This is a genomic window from Microcoleus asticus IPMA8 (genome assembly GCF_013179805.1).
Taxonomy (GTDB): Bacteria; Cyanobacteriota; Cyanobacteriia; order Cyanobacteriales; family Microcoleaceae; genus Microcoleus; species Microcoleus asticus.
Genome location: NZ_SRRZ01000053.1, coordinates 16,342 through 34,034, shown reverse-complemented (window position 1 = coordinate 34,034; position 17,693 = coordinate 16,342). Strand labels below are relative to the sequence as shown.

Below are 17,693 nucleotides of genomic sequence, written 5' to 3'. Positions count from 1 at the left end.
GAGAGTGATTTTTCGGCTTATATGGTATCATAACTAAATTAGTTACGGCTAAATAGATGAAAAAAAACTATCTAATTATTGCCTTTATTGTTTTTGTATTAATTACAAGTTTTGGTGTTTTAACTTACGCTCAAACTTCTGCCACTAGACCATTTGAATTTGCGTTGATTGGCGATTTGCCCTACAGTGCGGAACAGGAAGCAAAATTTCCGAGTTTGATTGCAGATATCAATCGATCGCCCGCAGCGTTTGTCGTCCACGACGGCGACATTAAAAACGGTTCTAGTGTCTGCGATGATGCAACTTTTGTCAGCCGCAAGCAGTTATTTGACAAATTTGAGATACCGTTTATTCTTGTTTATGGTGACAATGAATGGACGGATTGTCACCGTTCAAATAATGGCAGTTACGATCCAGTAGAAAGACTTGCTAAACTGCGGGAAATCTTCAGCAACGGTAGTCAAAGTCTGGGAAAGCGCACCTTAAGTCTCACCCGTCAAAGCGAAAACCCGCAGTTTGCTAAATACCGCGAAAATGTTCGCTGGATTTATCATGGCATTGTATTTTTTGCGATTAATATGCCGGGAAGCAACAACAATTTTGGCCGCACTCCCGAAGCAGATGCAGAATATGCCGATCGCAATTCAGCTAACTTAGCCTGGATCAAAGAATGTTTTGCTTTAGCCAAACGCAGCAACAGCAAAGGAATTGTGTTAGTTGCACAGGCAAATCCGGGATTTGAACTCGATCCGACCGACAAAAGAAGAAGTGGCTACAACGATTTTATCGCAACTCTGGAAATAGAAACAGGCAATTTCCCAGGGCAGGTTGTATTCGTCCACGGCGACACTCACTATTTCCGCATCGATAAACCTTTACCCTATTTTACTGATGAGACTCAACTACCGAGAATGAAAAATTTTACGAGAGTTGAAACTTTTGGTTCTCCAAACGTGCATTGGTTGCGGGCTTTTTATGACCCTACAAATCCTAATTTGTTTGAATTTAAACAGCAGATTGTTCCGCAAAATTAGGCTATCTAACACCATTTTCAGGCAAGATAAATAATTTTTAAATTACCCTGAAGATAGGTAGAATCGAGGAATTTATTTATGGCAATCGCAACTGGGCGCTTCACCCTGGAAGAATTTCTGAAACTGGCAGAAACTAAACCTGCTAGCGGATACATTGAGGGGGAAATTATCCAACCCTGATTAAGCAACGCGTAAATGATGGTACATTCGATGGGTTGACTGAAATGGGTGAAACACACTCATCAGCCGCAGGAATATTTCCTGACCGTCCTTCTTTTGGAAAAAGCTCGACAACCCCTCAATTGAAACTTGAAAGAGGTGACCTTGTGAGTACTCTTCTCGGTAAAAGCCCTGATGGAGTCGCCTTTTTCAACAAAAACATAATTAAGATTGAGAGGCTAAAGTAATGTTAACTGATACGATTGAGAAATATCTGCAATTATTCAAAGAGGCTTCAAATGGCGAAGAATCATTAAGAATTTTGAAGGAAATGAATAAAGAATTTGAAGCATCGCCCCCTACAATCAGTGAAGTGATTCAAGAGTTTGAAAAATATGTTTCAAATCCTGATTATCCTGGTGCTTCATTTGCAATGATCGCAGCCTGGAGTAACCTATCAAAGGATTACACTCCTATACTTTGTCAACTCCTCAATAATGAGAGCCATAATGGTCTCCACGAATCCATTATTGAAATTTTGGAGGTATTGCGGGATGAAAGAGCAGTCTCTGCATTATCTAAAGCATTGACCTACCGCTGGTCATATGATATATGGTTCATTGTGCCAAGAAAGTCTCTTTGGGCATTAGCAGAACTCGAAACTCCTGAAGCAATAATGATTATCAAAGAGGCAACTCAATCCTCTGAAGAACTAATTCGTGACGATGCAAATATGATATTAGAGTATTTTAGAGAATCTGGCGTTGCTGATTTAGGGTAGGAAAGGCTAAATATGCCAGTCATAGAAACCAGTATCCACAAAGCTTCTGGATTTTCAACTTATTTTTTTCATACCCTGATTAAGCAACGCCAAAAATTATTCACTGTCTTCAACATAATTGTCAGTTGGGGTGGCTAATCGATCCAGACGATCGATCAATTTTAGCGTTTTTGCCCAACCAACAACCTCAATTCTGCGAAGGTAGCGATGTCGTTCCTGTGCCAGAAATGATTCCCCTGAATATCACCGCCGAACAGGTGTTTAGTTGGTTGAAAATGCAACAATGAATCAGGGCGATCGTCTTTTTTGTACCAATTTTAAAACTCTACCAGTTGGGTTTGTAGTGAGGACTTTAGTCATCATTTAAACTCAGGAATGAAGTCCTTACTACAAACCAAATCCCCTATTGCCGCCACCTGTCAAATTGGTCTTCGGAACAACCATTAATAAATTGATTGTTCACCCAACCGTCAAGGATTGTAAAAGTTTCATTAGGAGGATTTCCTGAAAATCTGGCCGCAATTTTCACCCAATTACCTTGTCTGCTGACAGCCCTAACTCCGTCTCCTCTTTTGAGTTTAGCTACAACCGGGTACTTATTGCCTGGGCCTTTGCGAATGTTAACAGCGCCACCTTCACCTGTAATAAACGAGCAATGAGTTTGCTTTTTTAAAGCTTCTGCTTTTGCCGGAGCAAGGCTTTGCTGCTTGCCGAAAACAGGAAAGCTGTAAAGTGAGAAGCTAAAACTTGCAACGACGGCTGCAATAAAAAAGGCTTTTGATTGAGTAAAAATTAGCATTATTTCATTTCCTTGGATTGGCCGAACTGAAGTCCTGACTATGAACTTTTTGAGAATGACTTCAGTCCTTACTACTAACTATTATTTGACAGAGGCAAACCATTCGGTAACACCTTGGGCGATCGCCTCGGCTAATTTCTTCTGTTCTGTCGGATTCACAATCCATTCAATCTCTTCGGGATTGATCATAAATCCCAATTCCATTAAAACAGATGGAGCAACGGCAGGACGGGTCATGGCTAAGTTGTTCCAGAATACACCATAGCTCGGACGGTTCAACTTGGCAACTAAATAATTGTGCAAAAACATTGCCAAACTGTGCGCTTGCGGGTGAAACCAGAAAGCACCGACACCTTTAGTCTTAATCGCGTCGCCGTTATCCGGCAAAGCATTGTAGTGAATCGAAAGTGCGATCGCAGGTTCTTCTTTTTGAATCATTTCCACCCTCGGCGGCAAATCCAAATCGACATCTTCTACCCGCGTCATGAGCACATTCGCGCCCCGATTTACCAATTCCTGTTGCACCAATTTCGACACTGTTAAAGCTACTGTTTTTTCCCTAATTCCCACTGGACTCACCGCACCTCCATCCTCCGGCCCGCCGTGTCCCGGATCGATGAGAATCTTAATTCCCGATAAGGGTTTTGCTTGCGAATTCGGCATCATGCTTGTATTCGCGGGCGGGTGTTTTAAAGACAGCACTAAAGTTGTGCCGTCGTATCTCAGCTTATAGCCCCACTGCTGGGCAGATTTGAGATTAAAAGTGTATTGTACTTGCAGCGGCGAGATTTGTTGCCATACCAAACGTGAAATTACCGGGTCATCAGAGACGCGAATAATGTCAGTTTGAGCGGTAGTATTGTATAGCGTTAAAGTAAAAGTGCCTTCTCCTTCCTGCACAGTGACTGGGACTGGTGTTTCTAAGGGGAATAAGACTTCTGTCCAGCCGGAAACTTGACGCGAGCTGGCGCTGCGAATAATCGATCGCGGAGGCACTGAATCCTGGACAATTCGCACTTCCGAGGCTTTAATCCAAGCACCGTAATCGAGTCTGAGCCATTCTCCCTCGCGCCCGATAATTGTTGCTCGCGTTCCCTTCGGCAGCGGTGTCATCCGAGAAAAATCTGTACTCGCTCCGGTTCTGGCGACACCAGGATCTGCTGTTACTTCGGCTATTTCTAAGTCAGCCGGAGAAAGAATAGAAATCTTGCCAGTACCCTGTTGGCTGATAGTTCGATCGTTCATTGTTAGCTCAAACGATGGCACGCCTAAATCAACTGTTTCTCCCTTAGATGAGAGGGCGTTCTCAGGGGTTTTACCGCAGCCTTGATACTGTTCGCTGCCGCCTTTTTTAATCGGGGAGTTTTCACCTAACAGTACAGATTTGTTGTCGGGTAGTTCGACTTGCGATCGCGCTTTTAAAGGAATAGTAATGCCCGCCAATTTTACCGCAACTCGAGCATTCGCAGGTGCGATCGCCCCAAAGCAAATATATTCCCCCGGCAAACTCGCCACATCGACTTTCGGCGTCAGGGAATCTTTAGCAAAAGCCAATCCTACAGGGGCTTCCGGCTGATTCGACTGGCGCGTCACCTTAATTTTGACTTCCTGATTTTCGTAACGCAAGGTAAAGAGATTTTCGCCCAGTTGCAGCGGAAAAGTCGGGGCGAAATGCCCGACTGCGGTGCGCGAAATTTGGTTGCCATTTACTAACACTTGTCCCGGTGCGGGCGCTGTACCGATTAAAAAGATGCGATCTGATGTAGTTTTGTGGTTGGCGGGAGGATAAGCGAGAAACAAAGGTTGAGCGGCGACAGCTACAGAGGCGATCGCCACGATCATCCCAAACACAACTAATCCTAAAAATTTTCTCATTCTAAATCGCAACTAATTGAGAGTCTGTTGATTATTTATACTAGAACTTTCCCTAAGAAACCGGATTTCTGAGGATTAGTCCTAAGTCTTATTTACTAGACAGAACCCATTTTATCAGGTTTGTAGTTGCAATTGAGCGAGCTGCCAGATAAATCCCCGCGTCAAACCATTAAGTTTTAATTAATTCCGAGGTCGTTCTCCACAGTTGCTCCAACCGATTCGCCGGCATCGTCAAATACAAAACATCCCCCGTACTCAAACAAAAATTCAGTAAATCCCAGCCGTGAATAGTTTGACAATTAGTTTCCACATACAGAGGCACAAAATCAGCAGACTTAGCGGCATCTTGAATGCGGTGACCGCAGAAAGGATGTTTTGGGGTAATCAATGTGCCCAAGCAAACCCATAGACTGTCTGCCGTCACTCCGTTCCCTAAAATTCTGCCTCCAATCGCCGCCGCTGCGAAAGCAGGGGCAGCCAATTCCGTCGGGTTCAAAACTCCTTCAAACTCAAAAACTTGCTGCACCATCAAAGCAAAATGTGGGTCTTGATTGCGGACAATAACTGATAGTTTGGGCGCCAATCCTTTAGCGCTCAAGGCAATTTCGACATTAGACATATCGCTGCTAGTAACAGCTAAAAGTGCTGCCGCTTCCTTAACATTAGCAGCTTCCAGAGTGGCGGCCAAACTGGCACTTCCCTGAATTACCGGAATTTTCATTGAGCGAGCCGTGCTCAGAAATCGGCTGTTCGGATCTTGCTCGATCGCCACAATATCGTAACCGTTAGTGTACAGTTCTTTAGCAATTTGGATACCCATTCCTCCGAGTCCGCAGATAATGTAATGATTGCGCTGCGGCACTCGCGCCACATCCCAATATTCGGTAAAGCGAGTTCCCAATACATAATCGTTGAGCAGTGCGTAGCAGATGCCGACGATGCCGGCTCCAACTAACATCATGACAATTGTAAATAGTTTAATGCTTTCGGGAGCTTGTTCGGCTACTTTTTCATGGCCTCCGGCTCCGGTAATCATCCCTACGGAAAAATAGAGAGAATCAACAATTGAGATATTATCGTCAACACAAATATAGGTAGCAGTAGCAACGGCGATCATTGACAGCAGTGTCAGTACAACAATTACTGCTGCTTGGCTGTGCTGCTGAAATCGGCGCAGGCTAGTTAATGTTTTGAGCAGTTTTTGAGTTAAAGTTTTTTGGGGGCTGTGGATAGTCGGCTGAGTGGCAACAATTAGCCGATCGCCCTGCTGACACTGCCGATCTGCAAGCACCGCCGATACTAAATCAGTTTTGTTAGCAGCCGGGAGATAATAAATCAACATTCGCGATCGATCCTCCCACAAATCGCTCAGTTTGCGATTTTTCCAAGGATGTGTTTCATCGATATATTCTTCGTGAATCGGCCAAGTGCGATCGAACAAACGCAACTGTCCGATCGCCTGATTTCCGAGAGCCGCAAAGGCAAAAACCGGAGCCGCCAATGATGAAACGCTCATGGAAGTGTGATCGGGCAAAGTGTGGTCAATTCGGTCGCCCAAGCTAGTATTGAACAATCTGTTGATGATGCGAATCTGAGGATTGAGTATCCTCGCCTGCATCAAAATTGCCAAATTCACAGCATCATCGTCTGCTGCAATTACTAAAGTGTGAGCGTTTTGAATGCCCGCCGCCAACAAGGTAGAAGCTGCTTGCAAATTGCCGACAACCACATCAGAAGTTTCGCCGCGAATTGGGCGATCGCTAATACCAACCACAATCGCTCCTTGCTGTCTCAACAAACAAAAAATCTTGTGTCCCGTGTGGCCCAACCCGCAAACAATGATTCGAGGTTTCATAAAAAGTTATTTGCCAGCCAATTTCGGAGCTGTCCTTGTAGTTTTACTTACCATTGTTGACTCTCCTGGCTTTGCAGAATGTAGCTAAAAAGACTATCTAGGAAACTTGTGCCGCCGTGGCCGCGAAGTTTTGAAACAAGGACACGGGACTGCCGTCTCCCTAAAGCCGCGTTCCCAAGTTTTGAAGCAAGGACACGGCAGTGCCCTGTACCTACAGATATGAGGTGCAATAACCTAATATTAATATTTGAAAAATATCCGGGTGCGACAGCCAACCTGCAGAATGTGAATAGGCAGGCACAGGACACTGCCCTGTCCCTACAACTATGACTTCCTACATAAATTTAGCTGCCTTAGCGGCAGGAGTTATTATGAAATTGAGTGCACCCTTATTAGCATCCGCTTTAGTTTTCGCCGGTACTGTCGCCTTTGCAAGCCAAGTGCAAGCAGCTCCAGCCAGCCACTCTTTGAATAACACTAAAACAACATTTCAGTGCGTTACTTCCGGTCGCAATTTTGTGACAATTGCGCGGCGGGGAAATGTCACGACAGATCCGATGATTCTTTGGAAATCTACCGAGTTCGGCCGCGAATATACACCTTGGCAGCGCTGTCAAATTGTTTCCAATAGATTGACCAAAGCTGTTGCCCAGAATGGCGGAAGATTGAGCAACTTGCAGTTAACAACAGGAATTGTTAATAACTTGCCCGTAGTTTGTTACGTGAACGGGCGGGGGCGCTGCAATTCTCAAAATCTGCTGTTCACCCTAGACAAGCGAAATGCTAAAAATCCCGGTGATGCTTTAACGAGATTGATTAATTTTGCCCAAGACGGCGGTGGGCCAGTTACAACGTTTAGAACAGGAACTCAATCGTCGGCACCGCAGTTTGTTCCCTTTGGAGATATGGTCGATCGAGCTTTTAATTCTCCCAATAAGAAACCGTCAGTTCCTGTAGCAAAACCGCAGGGCGATCGGGGTATTTAATAGTCGCGCCTCTAATATCGTTCCCGGTTGCATTCAGACATGACATAGAGGACACGGCAGTGCCGTGTCCCTACCATTAATCGCGGTAGGGACACGGCAGTGCCGTGTCCTGGCTGTGGGTAATATTAATCCCAATGCTTGCACCTGAAAAATTTTGAAACTATTGTGGGTTGGGCTTCTAGCCCACCCTAAATATTTATATTAAAAACACTACACTGTCACCCCTTCAATCCTCTCATCAGTTAACTCGTACAACTCTCGCAACTGCTGTAACTTATCCGCCTCCGGCAGCCAAAAACCACGCCCGTTAGCCTCCAACATTCGCCCTACAATATTGCGAAAAGCTTCAGGATTTGCCTCCCGCAACTTCTTCGCCATCTCTTCATCGAAAGCATAAGTATCAGCCGCCTGATCGTAAACCCAACTATCAGTAAAATCAGCCGTTCCGCCCCAACCAATTAACGCCGTCATCCGCTGCGAAATTTCATAAGCGCCGCCCGAACCTTGATTGACCATCGCGTTAGCCCACTTAGGATTGAGCAACTTAGTTCGATATTCCAAGCGCAGCAAATCTTCTAAATTGCGAGGAGTTGTATCCTTAGAAAAACTTTCGACAAAACTGGTATTGACTTTTTTGCCGCGCTGCTTTTCTGCGGCTTTCTTCAAACCGCCAGTATTCGCATAATACTCTTGAATATCAGTCAAACCGTATTCAACAGAATCAATTTCTTGAATTATGCGATCGCACCCTTGCAACAACTGAGTCAAAACCTCCGGCCTCGCTTCCCCCTTATCCTTTCTCCCGTAACTAAAAACATTGCGGCTTTCCCAAGTTTTCCCCAACTCATCCCCCGATTCCCAACTGCCATCCACAACCCTATCATTAACCAAAGAACCAAAATCCCCAGCCGGATTAGAAAACAACCTTGCCGAATAATTCTGCACACCTTGTGCCTGCAAAATTAAAGCGTGTTTGCGAATAAAATTCTCCGATTCCGGTTCATCAGCCTCCGCCGCTCGCACGAACAAATCATCCAACAATTCAATAATATTCACAAAGCTATCTCGGAAAATACCCGAAAGATTTCCCAACACATCAATCCGGGGATGACCGACATCAGCTAACGGTTTTAATTCATAGCGAACAATGCGTCCAGTTCCCTCCTTAAGAGGTTCAGCCCCCACCAATTCCAGCAGAATTCCAATAGATTCGCCCCGCGTTTTAATCGCATCCAAACCCCACAGCATCACTGCCACAGTCTCAGGATAATTTCCCTGTTCTTTAAGGTGCTTCTCAATAATTTTCCGAGCAATTTCGCGGCCCCTTTCATAAGCAGCAGGAGAAGGCATCCGATAAGGGTCTAAAGCGTGAATATTCCTGCCAGTTGGCAACACCCCAGCCCCATCCCGCAACAAATCCCCACCCGGTGCTGGCAGAATATATTCCCCATTCAAACCCCGCAAAAGATTAGTCAACTCATCCGTCGTTTGCAACAACAAATCCAGCACCAACAAACCCTCTTCAAAAACCCCATCAAAGCCCTCTTTCTCTTCTTCTCTGCGCCCTCTGCGTCTCTGCGGTTCATTTTCTTCAAAAACCAGTTCTTGCACCTGTTCCGGTGATAACCTATCCCCAAAATAAGCCTCAAGATAAGCCCGCATTTCCTCAGAATTAGGCGGTTCCCCGAGAACGTGCAAACCCGAAGAAAACAAGCGACATTCCACCACTTGCAAATACTCGTACAGCTTCACCAAATAGCGGTTAAAAGCATCAGCACTGAACATTCCCACATTCTCAAAACTAAAAGCAATTCCCAATTTCTGAGCATCCTCAAACGGACAGTCTGCCTCCAAACCGCTATCTAAAATCTTCTTACAAATCGCCTCTTTCAGCACATAATTCTTAGCCGTATCTTCCCGATATTCCGCAATCAAATCCCGCAAAGCCATTAATTCCTTGTACAAGCCAGCGCGACCGTAGGGCGGCACGTTGTGAGAAATCAAAACACCGTAACCGCGCCGTTTGGCTAACATCGATTCCGAGGGATTGTTGGCGGCGTAGATATAAAGATTCGGCAAACTTCCCAACAGAATATCCGACCAAGAATAGCCAGTATTTCCCAGAGGAGATCCCGGCAACCATTCCACAGTGCCGTGCATTCCGAAGTGAACCACAGCATCAGCTTGATAATCATTTTGCAGCCACTTGTAAAAAGCAGCGTATTGAGGGTGAGGTGTCAAATCGCGATCGAACATTAAGCGCATCGGATCGCCCGAAATTCCCAGCGGCGGCTGCAAACCGATCCAAACATTCCCCAGTTGAATGCCACCGATTTGGAAATCGTCCCCGTCTGTCTTAATGCCCGTACCAGTTAAAGATTTCCACTGTTTTTCGATACGACTTGTTAACAGGTAGCCAAGCCATTTTTCTAAAGTTTTGACATTAACAGTCTCTTGTTTAATAAGGGCATCTTGCCCGTCACAAGTAGCTTCATCCGCCTCTTTCACCCTGCGAATTAACTCCTCACCGTCAGCCGGAATTTCTCCAACTGTATAACCTGCTGCTTGAAGTTTGTGCAGGAAATTTAGCAGCGATTTCGGTACATTTAATAAAGCCGCCGTACCTGCCGCACCGTAACCGGGAGGAAATCCGTAGAGAATAATCGCAATTTTCCTTTCAGATGGGGGAGTTCGACCTAATTTCACCCAATTGTTAATTCTACTTGTCAGGCGTTTCGCGCGATCGGGCACCAGATAAATATCCTCACCCACCAAACCGCCCAGGGGAACAGGATCGATCGCGCCATCCAACTCCGGCAAAGCATACAATACCACACTTTGCAAACCTCCAATCCCCTGACGAGTCCAAGAATGGATATCCTGAATCAGCAGAGGTGCGGACACAAAATAAGGTACATTTTTAGCAGTTAAAATCCGCTTAGCAACTTCCACCTGCCTTCCACCCTCCATCGAACCAGCGGGCCCGCCAACCAAAGGAAAGCCAATAGTAGAAACAATCGCATCAACTTCCACAGCATCTTTAGAAAGCGAAAGAGTTTCAATATTGCCTTGTTTTCGCCGCGCAGTTTCATCAGCAGTCGTCATCCAATCCCGCACCGCAACATGGCCTTCAACGCCATTGATAAAAATCGGCAAAGGCACAATTCCCGCATCTTCAAAATATCGGATTAATTGAGGAATATAAGGCTGTTTGGTGATAACGTGCTTGCGGTAAAGCAAGATGCCCACAACAGGGGATTTTACTGGATATGAATTTGGGAACCAATTCGTTCCAAATTCTGTGGAACGGGCATCTTGCCCGTTAGAAACCCGGTCTAAATTTTCAGACCAATTAGTCTCAAATTTTGTGGAACGGGCATCTTGCCCGTTATAACCCTTTCTATCAAGATGTCTAGCCTCTTTTGTGGAACGGGTATCTTGCCCGCCCCTAGCACTTTGATTACCGAGATACCAATCCAAATATTGCCGAGGCGATTCAAAATAACCATTATAATTGGGATGCAGCAAACCCATATTGGGAGTTTCTACAGGCGGCGGAATTTCTGCAACCTTCAGCCCCAAATACTTTTCGGAAATAATCCAAAACATCGACACAACATTATCCGCACCGCCCGCATTCCAGTAACCGTAAATAATCAGCCAGTTGCGCAAATCTTGCACTTTTTGCACTGGCACGTATTTCAATAACTTCGGCCCAACCTTCAAAAAACTGATATAACCAGCCAGCTTATCTTCTTCTCGTCCGTTGCTGAACTTATCCAGAATAAACTTAACCGGTTTCGGCATTCCCTTCGGCTTGTCGCCAATTTTAAAAGCGCCGATTTGAGTAAGACTCATCAATTCCAAAGCAGACTCAAAAACCAGACGAATCGGGATATGTTGCACCCTTTCTCGCAGCCACATTACCGCATCGTAATCAAACAGCAAACTCCCGAAAAACACATCAGCATTCGAGAGGGCGGCTGCTACAGCATCGGGTTCATCTGCGAGGGCGCGATCGCTAAAAACCCGCACTTCCAATCCCTGACACCCAGAAACAGCCAACTCGGCAGCTTTGCGGTACAAATCAGCATTAAAAGATTCAAACCCTGCAATTAAAACAATGCGTTTCACAGCCATACCTCGAAATATTTGCTTCTTTTAATGATAGACTAATTGCAGAAAATCACAGGCAAGATGCCTGTGCCCCTAATAAAACATAAAAACTACTTGCTTCACTTCTTCTTCCTTCGCGGTTCATCAAATATGTCTTATTAATGTAAGAACCAATTAAAATAATCAAACCAATCCAAACACAGCCATATTTACAACAGTGAATCGAATTTCTCCCGCCATAGTTATCTTAGGTCAAAACAGCCTGCCGATCGCCCAAAAAATCTCCGCACATTTCCCCGGTTCCCAGATTTACGGTTTAATCGATCGCACTTCCAACACAGACATCAACTTTAGCAACTTCGGCGAAACATTGCGGGAATTATTTGCAACAGAAACCCCAATCATCGGCATCTGCGCCGCCGGAATAATCATCCGCACCCTTGCCCCGCTGCTGTCAGACAAACGCGCCGAACCGCCAGTTTTAGCCGTCGCAGAAGACGGAAGCGCCGTAGTACCTCTGCTGGGCGGTTTGCACGGCGTTAATGATTTGGCCAGAGAGATTGCAGCAGCCCTGGGCGTACAACCTGCAATTACCACCACCGGAGATATTCGGTTTCGCACCGCGCTGCTAAGCCCTCCCCAGGGCTATTATTTGGCGAATCCAGAGGACGCGAAAACTTTTATTTCAAATTTGCTCGCCGGGGCAAAAGTACGCCTAGAAGGCGCTGCAAGCTGGCTTTCCGAGAGCAATTTGCCGATCGCCCCCGATGCCCGATCGACCATCCGCGTCACCGAAAAAGCAGTTTTGCCTGCGCCAGATTGTTTGGTTTACCATCCGAAAATTGCGGCAGTTGCCCTCGCGAACCTATCGAATATTCAGCCAGAAATAGCCGTAGCTTGCGTGCGGGAATTACTGGCAAAAACAAATTTAGCTGCCGCTGCAATTGCAGGATTTTTTGCCTTAAAAGATGAGATGGGAAATCCGGCATTACAAGCAGTTTCAGCATATTTTCAAGTTCCCGTCCGTTTTTTCAATCAATCGGAACTTGTCGAATTTAACTCTATTGAATTCATCGAAAATCATGCCGCACAAATTGCCCTGACAGCAGCCGGTGCAAACAGTCAGTTAATCGAATGCGATCGCACTTTAGCCCTGAATTGCGCGATCGCCCTAGCCGCCCAACCCTTTGATGCTAGGGCGATCGGAATTAGCCGCGGCAAACTGGCGATCGTCGGTACCGGCCCAGGCGGCGCGTCCTGGATGTCGCCGGAAGTTAAAGAAATCCTGCGCGAAGCCACGGATTGGGTGGGTTACAAGTTCTATCTCGACTTAGCCGGAACCCTGCGGGAAGGACAAAAGCGGCACGATTCCGACAACCGCGAAGAGATCGATCGCGCGCGTTTTGCCCTAGATTTAGCAGCATCCGGCAAATCTGTAGCCGTGGTTTCGTCGGGAGATCCGGGTATTTTTGCGATGGCTGCGGCGGTGTTTGAGGCGATCGACTTTGATGCAAAACCCGAATGGCAGGGCATCGATATTCGGGTAGCACCGGGCATTTCAGCCATGCAGGCGGCCGCTGCTGCGATCGGAGCACCCCTCGGACACGATTTTTGCGTGATTTCGCTTTCGGATATTCTCAAGCCTTGGGAGGTCATAGAACAGCGGATTTCCGCCGCTGCGATCGCAGATTTCGCGATCGCATTTTACAATCCGATCTCGAAACAGCGGATTTGGCAACTCTCTAGGGCGATCGAGATTTTGTTGCAAAGTCGCGATCCTAAAACCCCCGTCGTACTGGGGCGAAACCTCGGTCGGCCCGGTCAATCTGTGCGGGTTTGCACCCTCGGCGAATTCCAGCCGCAAGACGCCGATATGAGAACTTTAGTGATTGTCGGTTCCAGTCAAACTCGGATTATTCCCCGCAAATATGGAGATGTTTGGGTTTACACGCCGCGCAGGTACGAAAAATAAGTAAAGCAGCAAAAACTTGGGAAATAAGCAATTGACTCAAAGCTAATTGACTTTGACAAGGAAATATTTTACTCTCGCTGGGAGGAGTCTAGGTTAACAAATGGCGGCGAATCACTCGATCGGTCTCTTATTTCATCTCATGGTTTTCACTCTCGATTAATGAGCGATCGCCTTTGATTACAGCAATCCTCCGTACTGAGGGATCTCGGCTTCCTGAAGCCGAGTTTTTCTGGCAGATATCGATCTAATTTAGATATCTACTCTACCTTAGTAAGGATTTTAGCTTCATCTTCGGATAGATCCAATTTAGTCCTCTGGAAATAAAAGATTTTTCTATAACAACAATAAAATTAAAGGCGATCGATGTCTGCTAAATTCCTTAATCTTACAGTAATCTTACGGTAACAAAAGAGCGCTTTCACCAGAATGAGTCTTCTATGTCTGTAGATATACGGGAAAAAGATTTTTATTGATAACATACATTTAACCCAAGGTTAAGAGAACGGTTAAGAGAACATGAAATTCCAAATTCCTCTAAATCCAGGAGCTGTAACCCAGTTGCTGCTTCGAGTGGTGGTCTGTCTAGCTGTACTATCTTTCTTAAGTCAGATGACTTTGTATTTCTTGCCGGATTACCCGTCTAGAGATTTCTTGGCAAACGGATTCAACGTTGATTACGAGGGGAACATTCCAACCTTCTACTCATTTTTGGCATTGCTGTTTAGTTCTGTCTTGCTGGGTGTGATCGCCTATGCGAAAAATTTGGATAGTTGTCGCTACAAGCATCACTGGAAAATTTTATCGTTCATCTTTTTATATCTATCTTTAGACGAACTGAGTCAATTGCACGAAAAGCTTGTTAACCCGATGCGAAGCCTGATAAATGCTACAGGATTTCTTTACTTTAGTTGGGTTGTGCCGATAGGTTTTCTAGTAGCGATATTTCTCTTATCCTACAGTAAGTTTCTGTTCCACCTTCCGGTTTCTACAAGAAAATTGTTTGTTGCAGCAAGCGCTCTTTATATTGGAGGAGCCATCGGAGTGGAAATGCTAGCGGGATACATAGTTTATACAGCGGGCCCGGGGAATCTATCCTACGTGATGTTAACGACCCTTGAAGAGTCATTTGAAATGGTGGGCATCGTTGTATTTATCCACGCCTTGATTTCATATATCAAGACCTATTTAGGCGGGGTTAATTGGAATATTTACATACCAGGAAAAAACCCACAAGCTACCGAGTATCAAAATTTCAGCATACCTGCCCTTAGCGAACCAGCAAACAGAAACCTATAAAAGTAAATCTTTTGAAACCGGGTTTGATAGACGAATATACTGCATTCGGGCTTTTAGTGGCGATTAAAAGCCCGGTTTATTTGGTACTGATGCGTTTTGGACTGGAGGTTCTGCGCTCTTCGGCGCACCAAACGACTAATATATAGGCTGCTTGCTCCACCAAATGGCTAATTAGAGGTGGAAGAGCCTTGAGAGGAGATCCTCACCTTTACCAGAAAATCGCTAAGAGCAACCTTTGCATTAGGATTTGACGGCAAATGACTTGTAAAACTTGCCTCTTCTAATATATTGATTAGCCGATCGCGCTCTTGCTGATAAAATTCTATATCTGTATCTTCCAGCACAGATTTTTCCTCCCCAGCCAGCTTGCGATCGATCAAATCAGGAATATACGACAATTGGAATTTCTCGTTAAGTTTCACCAAATTAGCCTCGATTTCCCCGGTTTGCATCAAGTGAATCCCAGCCAGCAACACCCGGTAAACGTACAGCAGCGGCTTAACCCGACGCGGGCGTTCTTTCTCAAACAATTTCCATTGAGTTTGAGCAAAACCGAGATAGTGGTGGCTGTGGTGCTTGGTAATGCAGTTCGAGGCGATATCCTTTAATTCCTCGTGTTCCTTTGTACTGTAAACTATGAGCGGCGAATACAGTTGTTCTAGCACGTAGCCGTTGCGCTTCAACAGCAACTCAAAAAATTTCTTAATGTCGTGAGTTACTAAATCTAGTTCCATTCCCTCCCGCACCTCAGAAACTTCGATTGTTTCTTCTCCAGTAATCAGTCCAATTACTTTCGGTAGCGGTAAGATGTGTACTCCCCGCAAGTCGAAGTCAGAATCTGCGGAAGGAAAGCCGTATAAGTGCGAACCGCTGACAGTGGCAAACAGCAGCGGATAAGGTCGAACGGAGATAATTTGGGCTAAATCGGAAATGTATTCTGTCATTTATTCCAGTCCGTGCAGGCGGGCTTTGTTTGTATAGAAGCGATTTCAAGATCCGATTTCGATCGCACCTCTACGCGCTTCAATCAAAAACAGATTAGCTTTCTCGTAATTAGGACGTTCTGGCAGCTTAGTTGCAGCAAAAGCGCGATCGAACTCACCGTGCAAACTCAACCGCCAGCGATTCACCTCTTCCCAGGATATTTCTTGGTTGCGGATAGATAAAAGTTGCGATCGATAATCCTGCACCCGAACGGGTACAAACCCCTCCTTGAGCACAGTAATTCCTGACAGCAACAAGCGAATTAAGTGCATCGCGTGCTTCCAACGAATTTCCCCGGTATTGCGGAGGTCTTGCTCCATTTTTTTAAATTGAGACAAAACGTAGCTATTGTAAGTTTGATAAACCAATTGAGAAAGAAAGATTTCCCGAATTTCGAGCAATTCTTGTGCTACAGGAGAAACCGTTTCTACTAAAGGCGTGTACAAACATTCTAGCACATTTGGATTAGCTTTTAGTGCCAAAACTAGAAACTTTTGCAGTTCCCAATAGCATTCCTGATTTTCCTTGTTTTCCAATTGTTCTGGGATGCCGTAAAGCGACCAATGAAGTATTGCCGGCGGCAGGTAAATCCCGCGTCTGTCTGTATCGGATTGCTCGTTATCAAGACCGTAGGCTCTAGAACCAACAATGCAGCGGTAAATTACAGAATCATAGAGGTTGTATTCTGCAAGAAAATCTCCTCCTGACTGCAATCCTTCGCTCTGAAACTGCTTGCGGATGCTGAGTTCGTGCCGCCGCAGACTAACTTGTGTTCCGTCTGGGAGTTTGACTAAATATGCGTGGGAATTGTCCGTAGGCGATTGAACGATGACACCTACTAATCCCGGTTTCCAAGATTGGTCGCCTGCGGGGTTTTTGACCTCAATTTTGGTGACAATTTGGGTTCCTGCGGGGATGATTAAGTTGAAATTTTGGGAAATATTGGCATTTGCCATTAGCGAACCTCCTGCGGGGACACGAGCTACGATATTAGTGTAGCATACGTGTATTATACAAGGTAAGTTTTGGGCGATCGGGGATTTGGCATTGTTGAACAGAGGCTAATTCACGATCGATTCTGCAAAAAGAGAAACAGAAATAATTAACGTATTTCCTAAACTCTGAACTTCCGTAAAATCGCGATCGCCTGTAATTAAAAAATCAGCATTAGCAGAGAGTGCACAAGCAATAAACTTAGCATATTTTTGATCTCTAGGAAAATCAATTTCTATAGATACATCAATGAGTTTGGTTGAACCTTGAATCAAATTCAACCATCTTTCTTTCTGAACATCTGTTAATTTTAGTTTTCGTCTGCTTAATACCTCCTGATACTCTGCTAAAATTTCTTCTGAAACTACCCATTCATAATCAGGTTGATCGATCACCCAGGTAATAATAGTTGCTGATTTTCTTCCAGCGATCGCCGCAGATACTAAAATATTAGTATCTATAACAACTCTCATTCTCCTCTCCGATAAGCTCCAATTTCTTCGGCAATTTCTTCATCAGTTAAAGGACGATCGGCGTGTAAAGCCTGGGTTTCTTCACATAAGTTGCTAAAATCTTCAGCTAAAGCTTGTCGGTGCGGATCGGGCTGATAACTATTCTTAAGTTCCCGGCTCATTTTAATTTTTTCTGCGAGTAAATCTTGTGCAGGTTTTCCTGAAATAATCGTTACTACTTGCCGAGGTTGATTAAGATGCTGTTTTTCTGACAAAGCTTTTAAAGCATCAGTAATTACCTGATCGGGAGTTGTATATTTCCCTGTCTCTAACTGTTGTTGCAGTAAATTTTCTTGTTCTGAGTTCAGAATTATTTGGATCATAAAGTTAC

The 17,693-nt window shown here is 45.1% G+C and carries 14 protein-coding genes; 6 read left to right on the top strand and 8 right to left on the bottom strand.

Features of this window, described 5'->3' with window-relative positions; genetic code table 11:
- Positions 1-56 precede the first annotated feature (56 nt).
- The 3 genes from E5S67_RS15525 (at position 57) to E5S67_RS15515 (ending at position 2,261) form a co-directional block, all read left to right on the top strand.
- Positions 57-1,034: a hypothetical protein gene (locus E5S67_RS15525; protein ID WP_172188718.1), complete on the top strand. Its 978-nt coding sequence runs from the start codon at positions 57-59 to the stop codon at positions 1,032-1,034.
- Between the two features lie 406 nt (positions 1,035-1,440).
- Positions 1,441-1,974, top strand: coding sequence for a HEAT repeat domain-containing protein (locus E5S67_RS15520; protein WP_172188716.1), 534 nt, complete (start codon positions 1,441-1,443; stop codon positions 1,972-1,974).
- A 125-nt stretch (positions 1,975-2,099) separates the two neighbouring features.
- The gene (locus E5S67_RS15515; RefSeq protein ID WP_246276804.1) at positions 2,100-2,261 is read left to right on the top strand and encodes a Uma2 family endonuclease; all 162 of its coding nucleotides are present in this window, start codon (positions 2,100-2,102) and stop codon (positions 2,259-2,261) included.
- Positions 2,262-2,377: 116 nt separating this feature from the next.
- Here E5S67_RS15515 and E5S67_RS15510 read toward each other — a convergent pair whose 3' ends face one another.
- The 3 genes from E5S67_RS15510 to E5S67_RS15500 form a co-directional block, all read right to left on the bottom strand.
- On the bottom strand, positions 2,378-2,773 hold the full coding sequence (locus tag E5S67_RS15510; RefSeq protein ID WP_172188714.1) for an SH3 domain-containing protein: 396 nt from the start codon (positions 2,771-2,773) through the stop codon (positions 2,378-2,380).
- An 81-nt stretch (positions 2,774-2,854) separates the two neighbouring features.
- A complete protein-coding gene (locus tag E5S67_RS15505) occupies positions 2,855-4,648 on the bottom strand; it encodes an N-acetylmuramoyl-L-alanine amidase family protein (RefSeq protein WP_172188712.1) in 1,794 nt (597 codons plus the stop codon).
- A gap of 169 nt (positions 4,649-4,817) precedes the next feature.
- Entirely contained in the window at positions 4,818-6,503 is a 1,686-nt protein-coding gene (locus E5S67_RS15500) for a potassium channel family protein (RefSeq protein ID WP_172188710.1), read from the bottom strand.
- Between the two features lie 326 nt (positions 6,504-6,829).
- Between E5S67_RS15500 and E5S67_RS15495 the strand changes: the two genes are divergently transcribed.
- Positions 6,830-7,489 carry a COP23 domain-containing protein gene (locus E5S67_RS15495; RefSeq protein WP_172188708.1) on the top strand — a complete coding sequence of 220 codons (660 nt, stop codon included), beginning with the start codon at positions 6,830-6,832 and terminating at the stop codon, positions 7,487-7,489.
- Between the two features lie 210 nt (positions 7,490-7,699).
- On the opposite strand, the gene E5S67_RS15490 is transcribed toward E5S67_RS15495, so the two are convergent.
- On the bottom strand, positions 7,700-11,623 hold the full coding sequence (locus E5S67_RS15490) for a cobaltochelatase subunit CobN (protein ID WP_172188706.1): 3,924 nt from the start codon (positions 11,621-11,623) through the stop codon (positions 7,700-7,702).
- Positions 11,624-11,822: 199 nt separating this feature from the next.
- Here E5S67_RS15490 and cobJ point away from each other — a divergent pair, with 199 nt between their 5' ends.
- Both cobJ and E5S67_RS15480 read left to right on the top strand, forming a co-directional pair.
- Entirely contained in the window at positions 11,823-13,577 is a 1,755-nt protein-coding gene (gene cobJ / locus E5S67_RS15485) for a precorrin-3B C(17)-methyltransferase (RefSeq protein ID WP_172188704.1), read from the top strand.
- Between the two features lie 516 nt (positions 13,578-14,093).
- On the top strand, positions 14,094-14,873 hold the full coding sequence (locus E5S67_RS15480; RefSeq protein ID WP_172188702.1) for a hypothetical protein: 780 nt from the start codon (positions 14,094-14,096) through the stop codon (positions 14,871-14,873).
- A 167-nt stretch (positions 14,874-15,040) separates the two neighbouring features.
- On the opposite strand, the gene E5S67_RS15475 is transcribed toward E5S67_RS15480, so the two are convergent.
- From E5S67_RS15475 to E5S67_RS15460, 4 genes are all read right to left on the bottom strand, one after another.
- Entirely contained in the window at positions 15,041-15,817 is a 777-nt protein-coding gene (locus E5S67_RS15475; protein ID WP_172188700.1) for a nucleotidyltransferase domain-containing protein, read from the bottom strand.
- 45 nt (positions 15,818-15,862) lie between these two features.
- Positions 15,863-16,813 carry a nucleotidyltransferase domain-containing protein gene (locus tag E5S67_RS15470; RefSeq protein ID WP_172188698.1) on the bottom strand — a complete coding sequence of 317 codons (951 nt, stop codon included), beginning with the start codon at positions 16,811-16,813 and terminating at the stop codon, positions 15,863-15,865.
- A gap of 105 nt (positions 16,814-16,918) precedes the next feature.
- Complete coding sequence (locus tag E5S67_RS15465) at positions 16,919-17,323, bottom strand: putative toxin-antitoxin system toxin component, PIN family (protein ID WP_172188696.1); 405 nt, start codon at positions 17,321-17,323, stop codon at positions 16,919-16,921.
- Positions 17,320-17,685: a hypothetical protein gene (locus E5S67_RS15460; RefSeq protein WP_172188694.1), complete on the bottom strand. Its 366-nt coding sequence runs from the start codon at positions 17,683-17,685 to the stop codon at positions 17,320-17,322. Before E5S67_RS15460 ends, E5S67_RS15465 begins: the two co-directional genes overlap by 4 nt.
- Positions 17,686-17,693 lie beyond the last annotated feature (8 nt).

Coding starts and splice junctions, on each gene's coding strand:
- E5S67_RS15470 (WP_172188698.1), bottom strand. CDS start 16,813: ATGGCAAATGCCAATATTTCCCAAAATTTCAACTTAATCATCCCCGCA.
- E5S67_RS15460 (WP_172188694.1), bottom strand. CDS start 17,685: ATGATCCAAATAATTCTGAACTCAGAACAAGAAAATTTACTGCAACAA.
- E5S67_RS15505 (WP_172188712.1), bottom strand. CDS start 4,648: ATGAGAAAATTTTTAGGATTAGTTGTGTTTGGGATGATCGTGGCGATC.
- E5S67_RS15480 (WP_172188702.1), top strand. CDS start 14,094: ATGAAATTCCAAATTCCTCTAAATCCAGGAGCTGTAACCCAGTTGCTG.
- E5S67_RS15475 (WP_172188700.1), bottom strand. CDS start 15,817: ATGACAGAATACATTTCCGATTTAGCCCAAATTATCTCCGTTCGACCT.
- E5S67_RS15465 (WP_172188696.1), bottom strand. CDS start 17,323: ATGAGAGTTGTTATAGATACTAATATTTTAGTATCTGCGGCGATCGCT.
- E5S67_RS15525 (WP_172188718.1), top strand. CDS start 57: ATGAAAAAAAACTATCTAATTATTGCCTTTATTGTTTTTGTATTAATT.
- E5S67_RS15510 (WP_172188714.1), bottom strand. CDS start 2,773: ATGCTAATTTTTACTCAATCAAAAGCCTTTTTTATTGCAGCCGTCGTT.
- E5S67_RS15520 (WP_172188716.1), top strand. CDS start 1,441: ATGTTAACTGATACGATTGAGAAATATCTGCAATTATTCAAAGAGGCT.
- E5S67_RS15500 (WP_172188710.1), bottom strand. CDS start 6,503: ATGAAACCTCGAATCATTGTTTGCGGGTTGGGCCACACGGGACACAAG.
- E5S67_RS15495 (WP_172188708.1), top strand. CDS start 6,830: ATGACTTCCTACATAAATTTAGCTGCCTTAGCGGCAGGAGTTATTATG.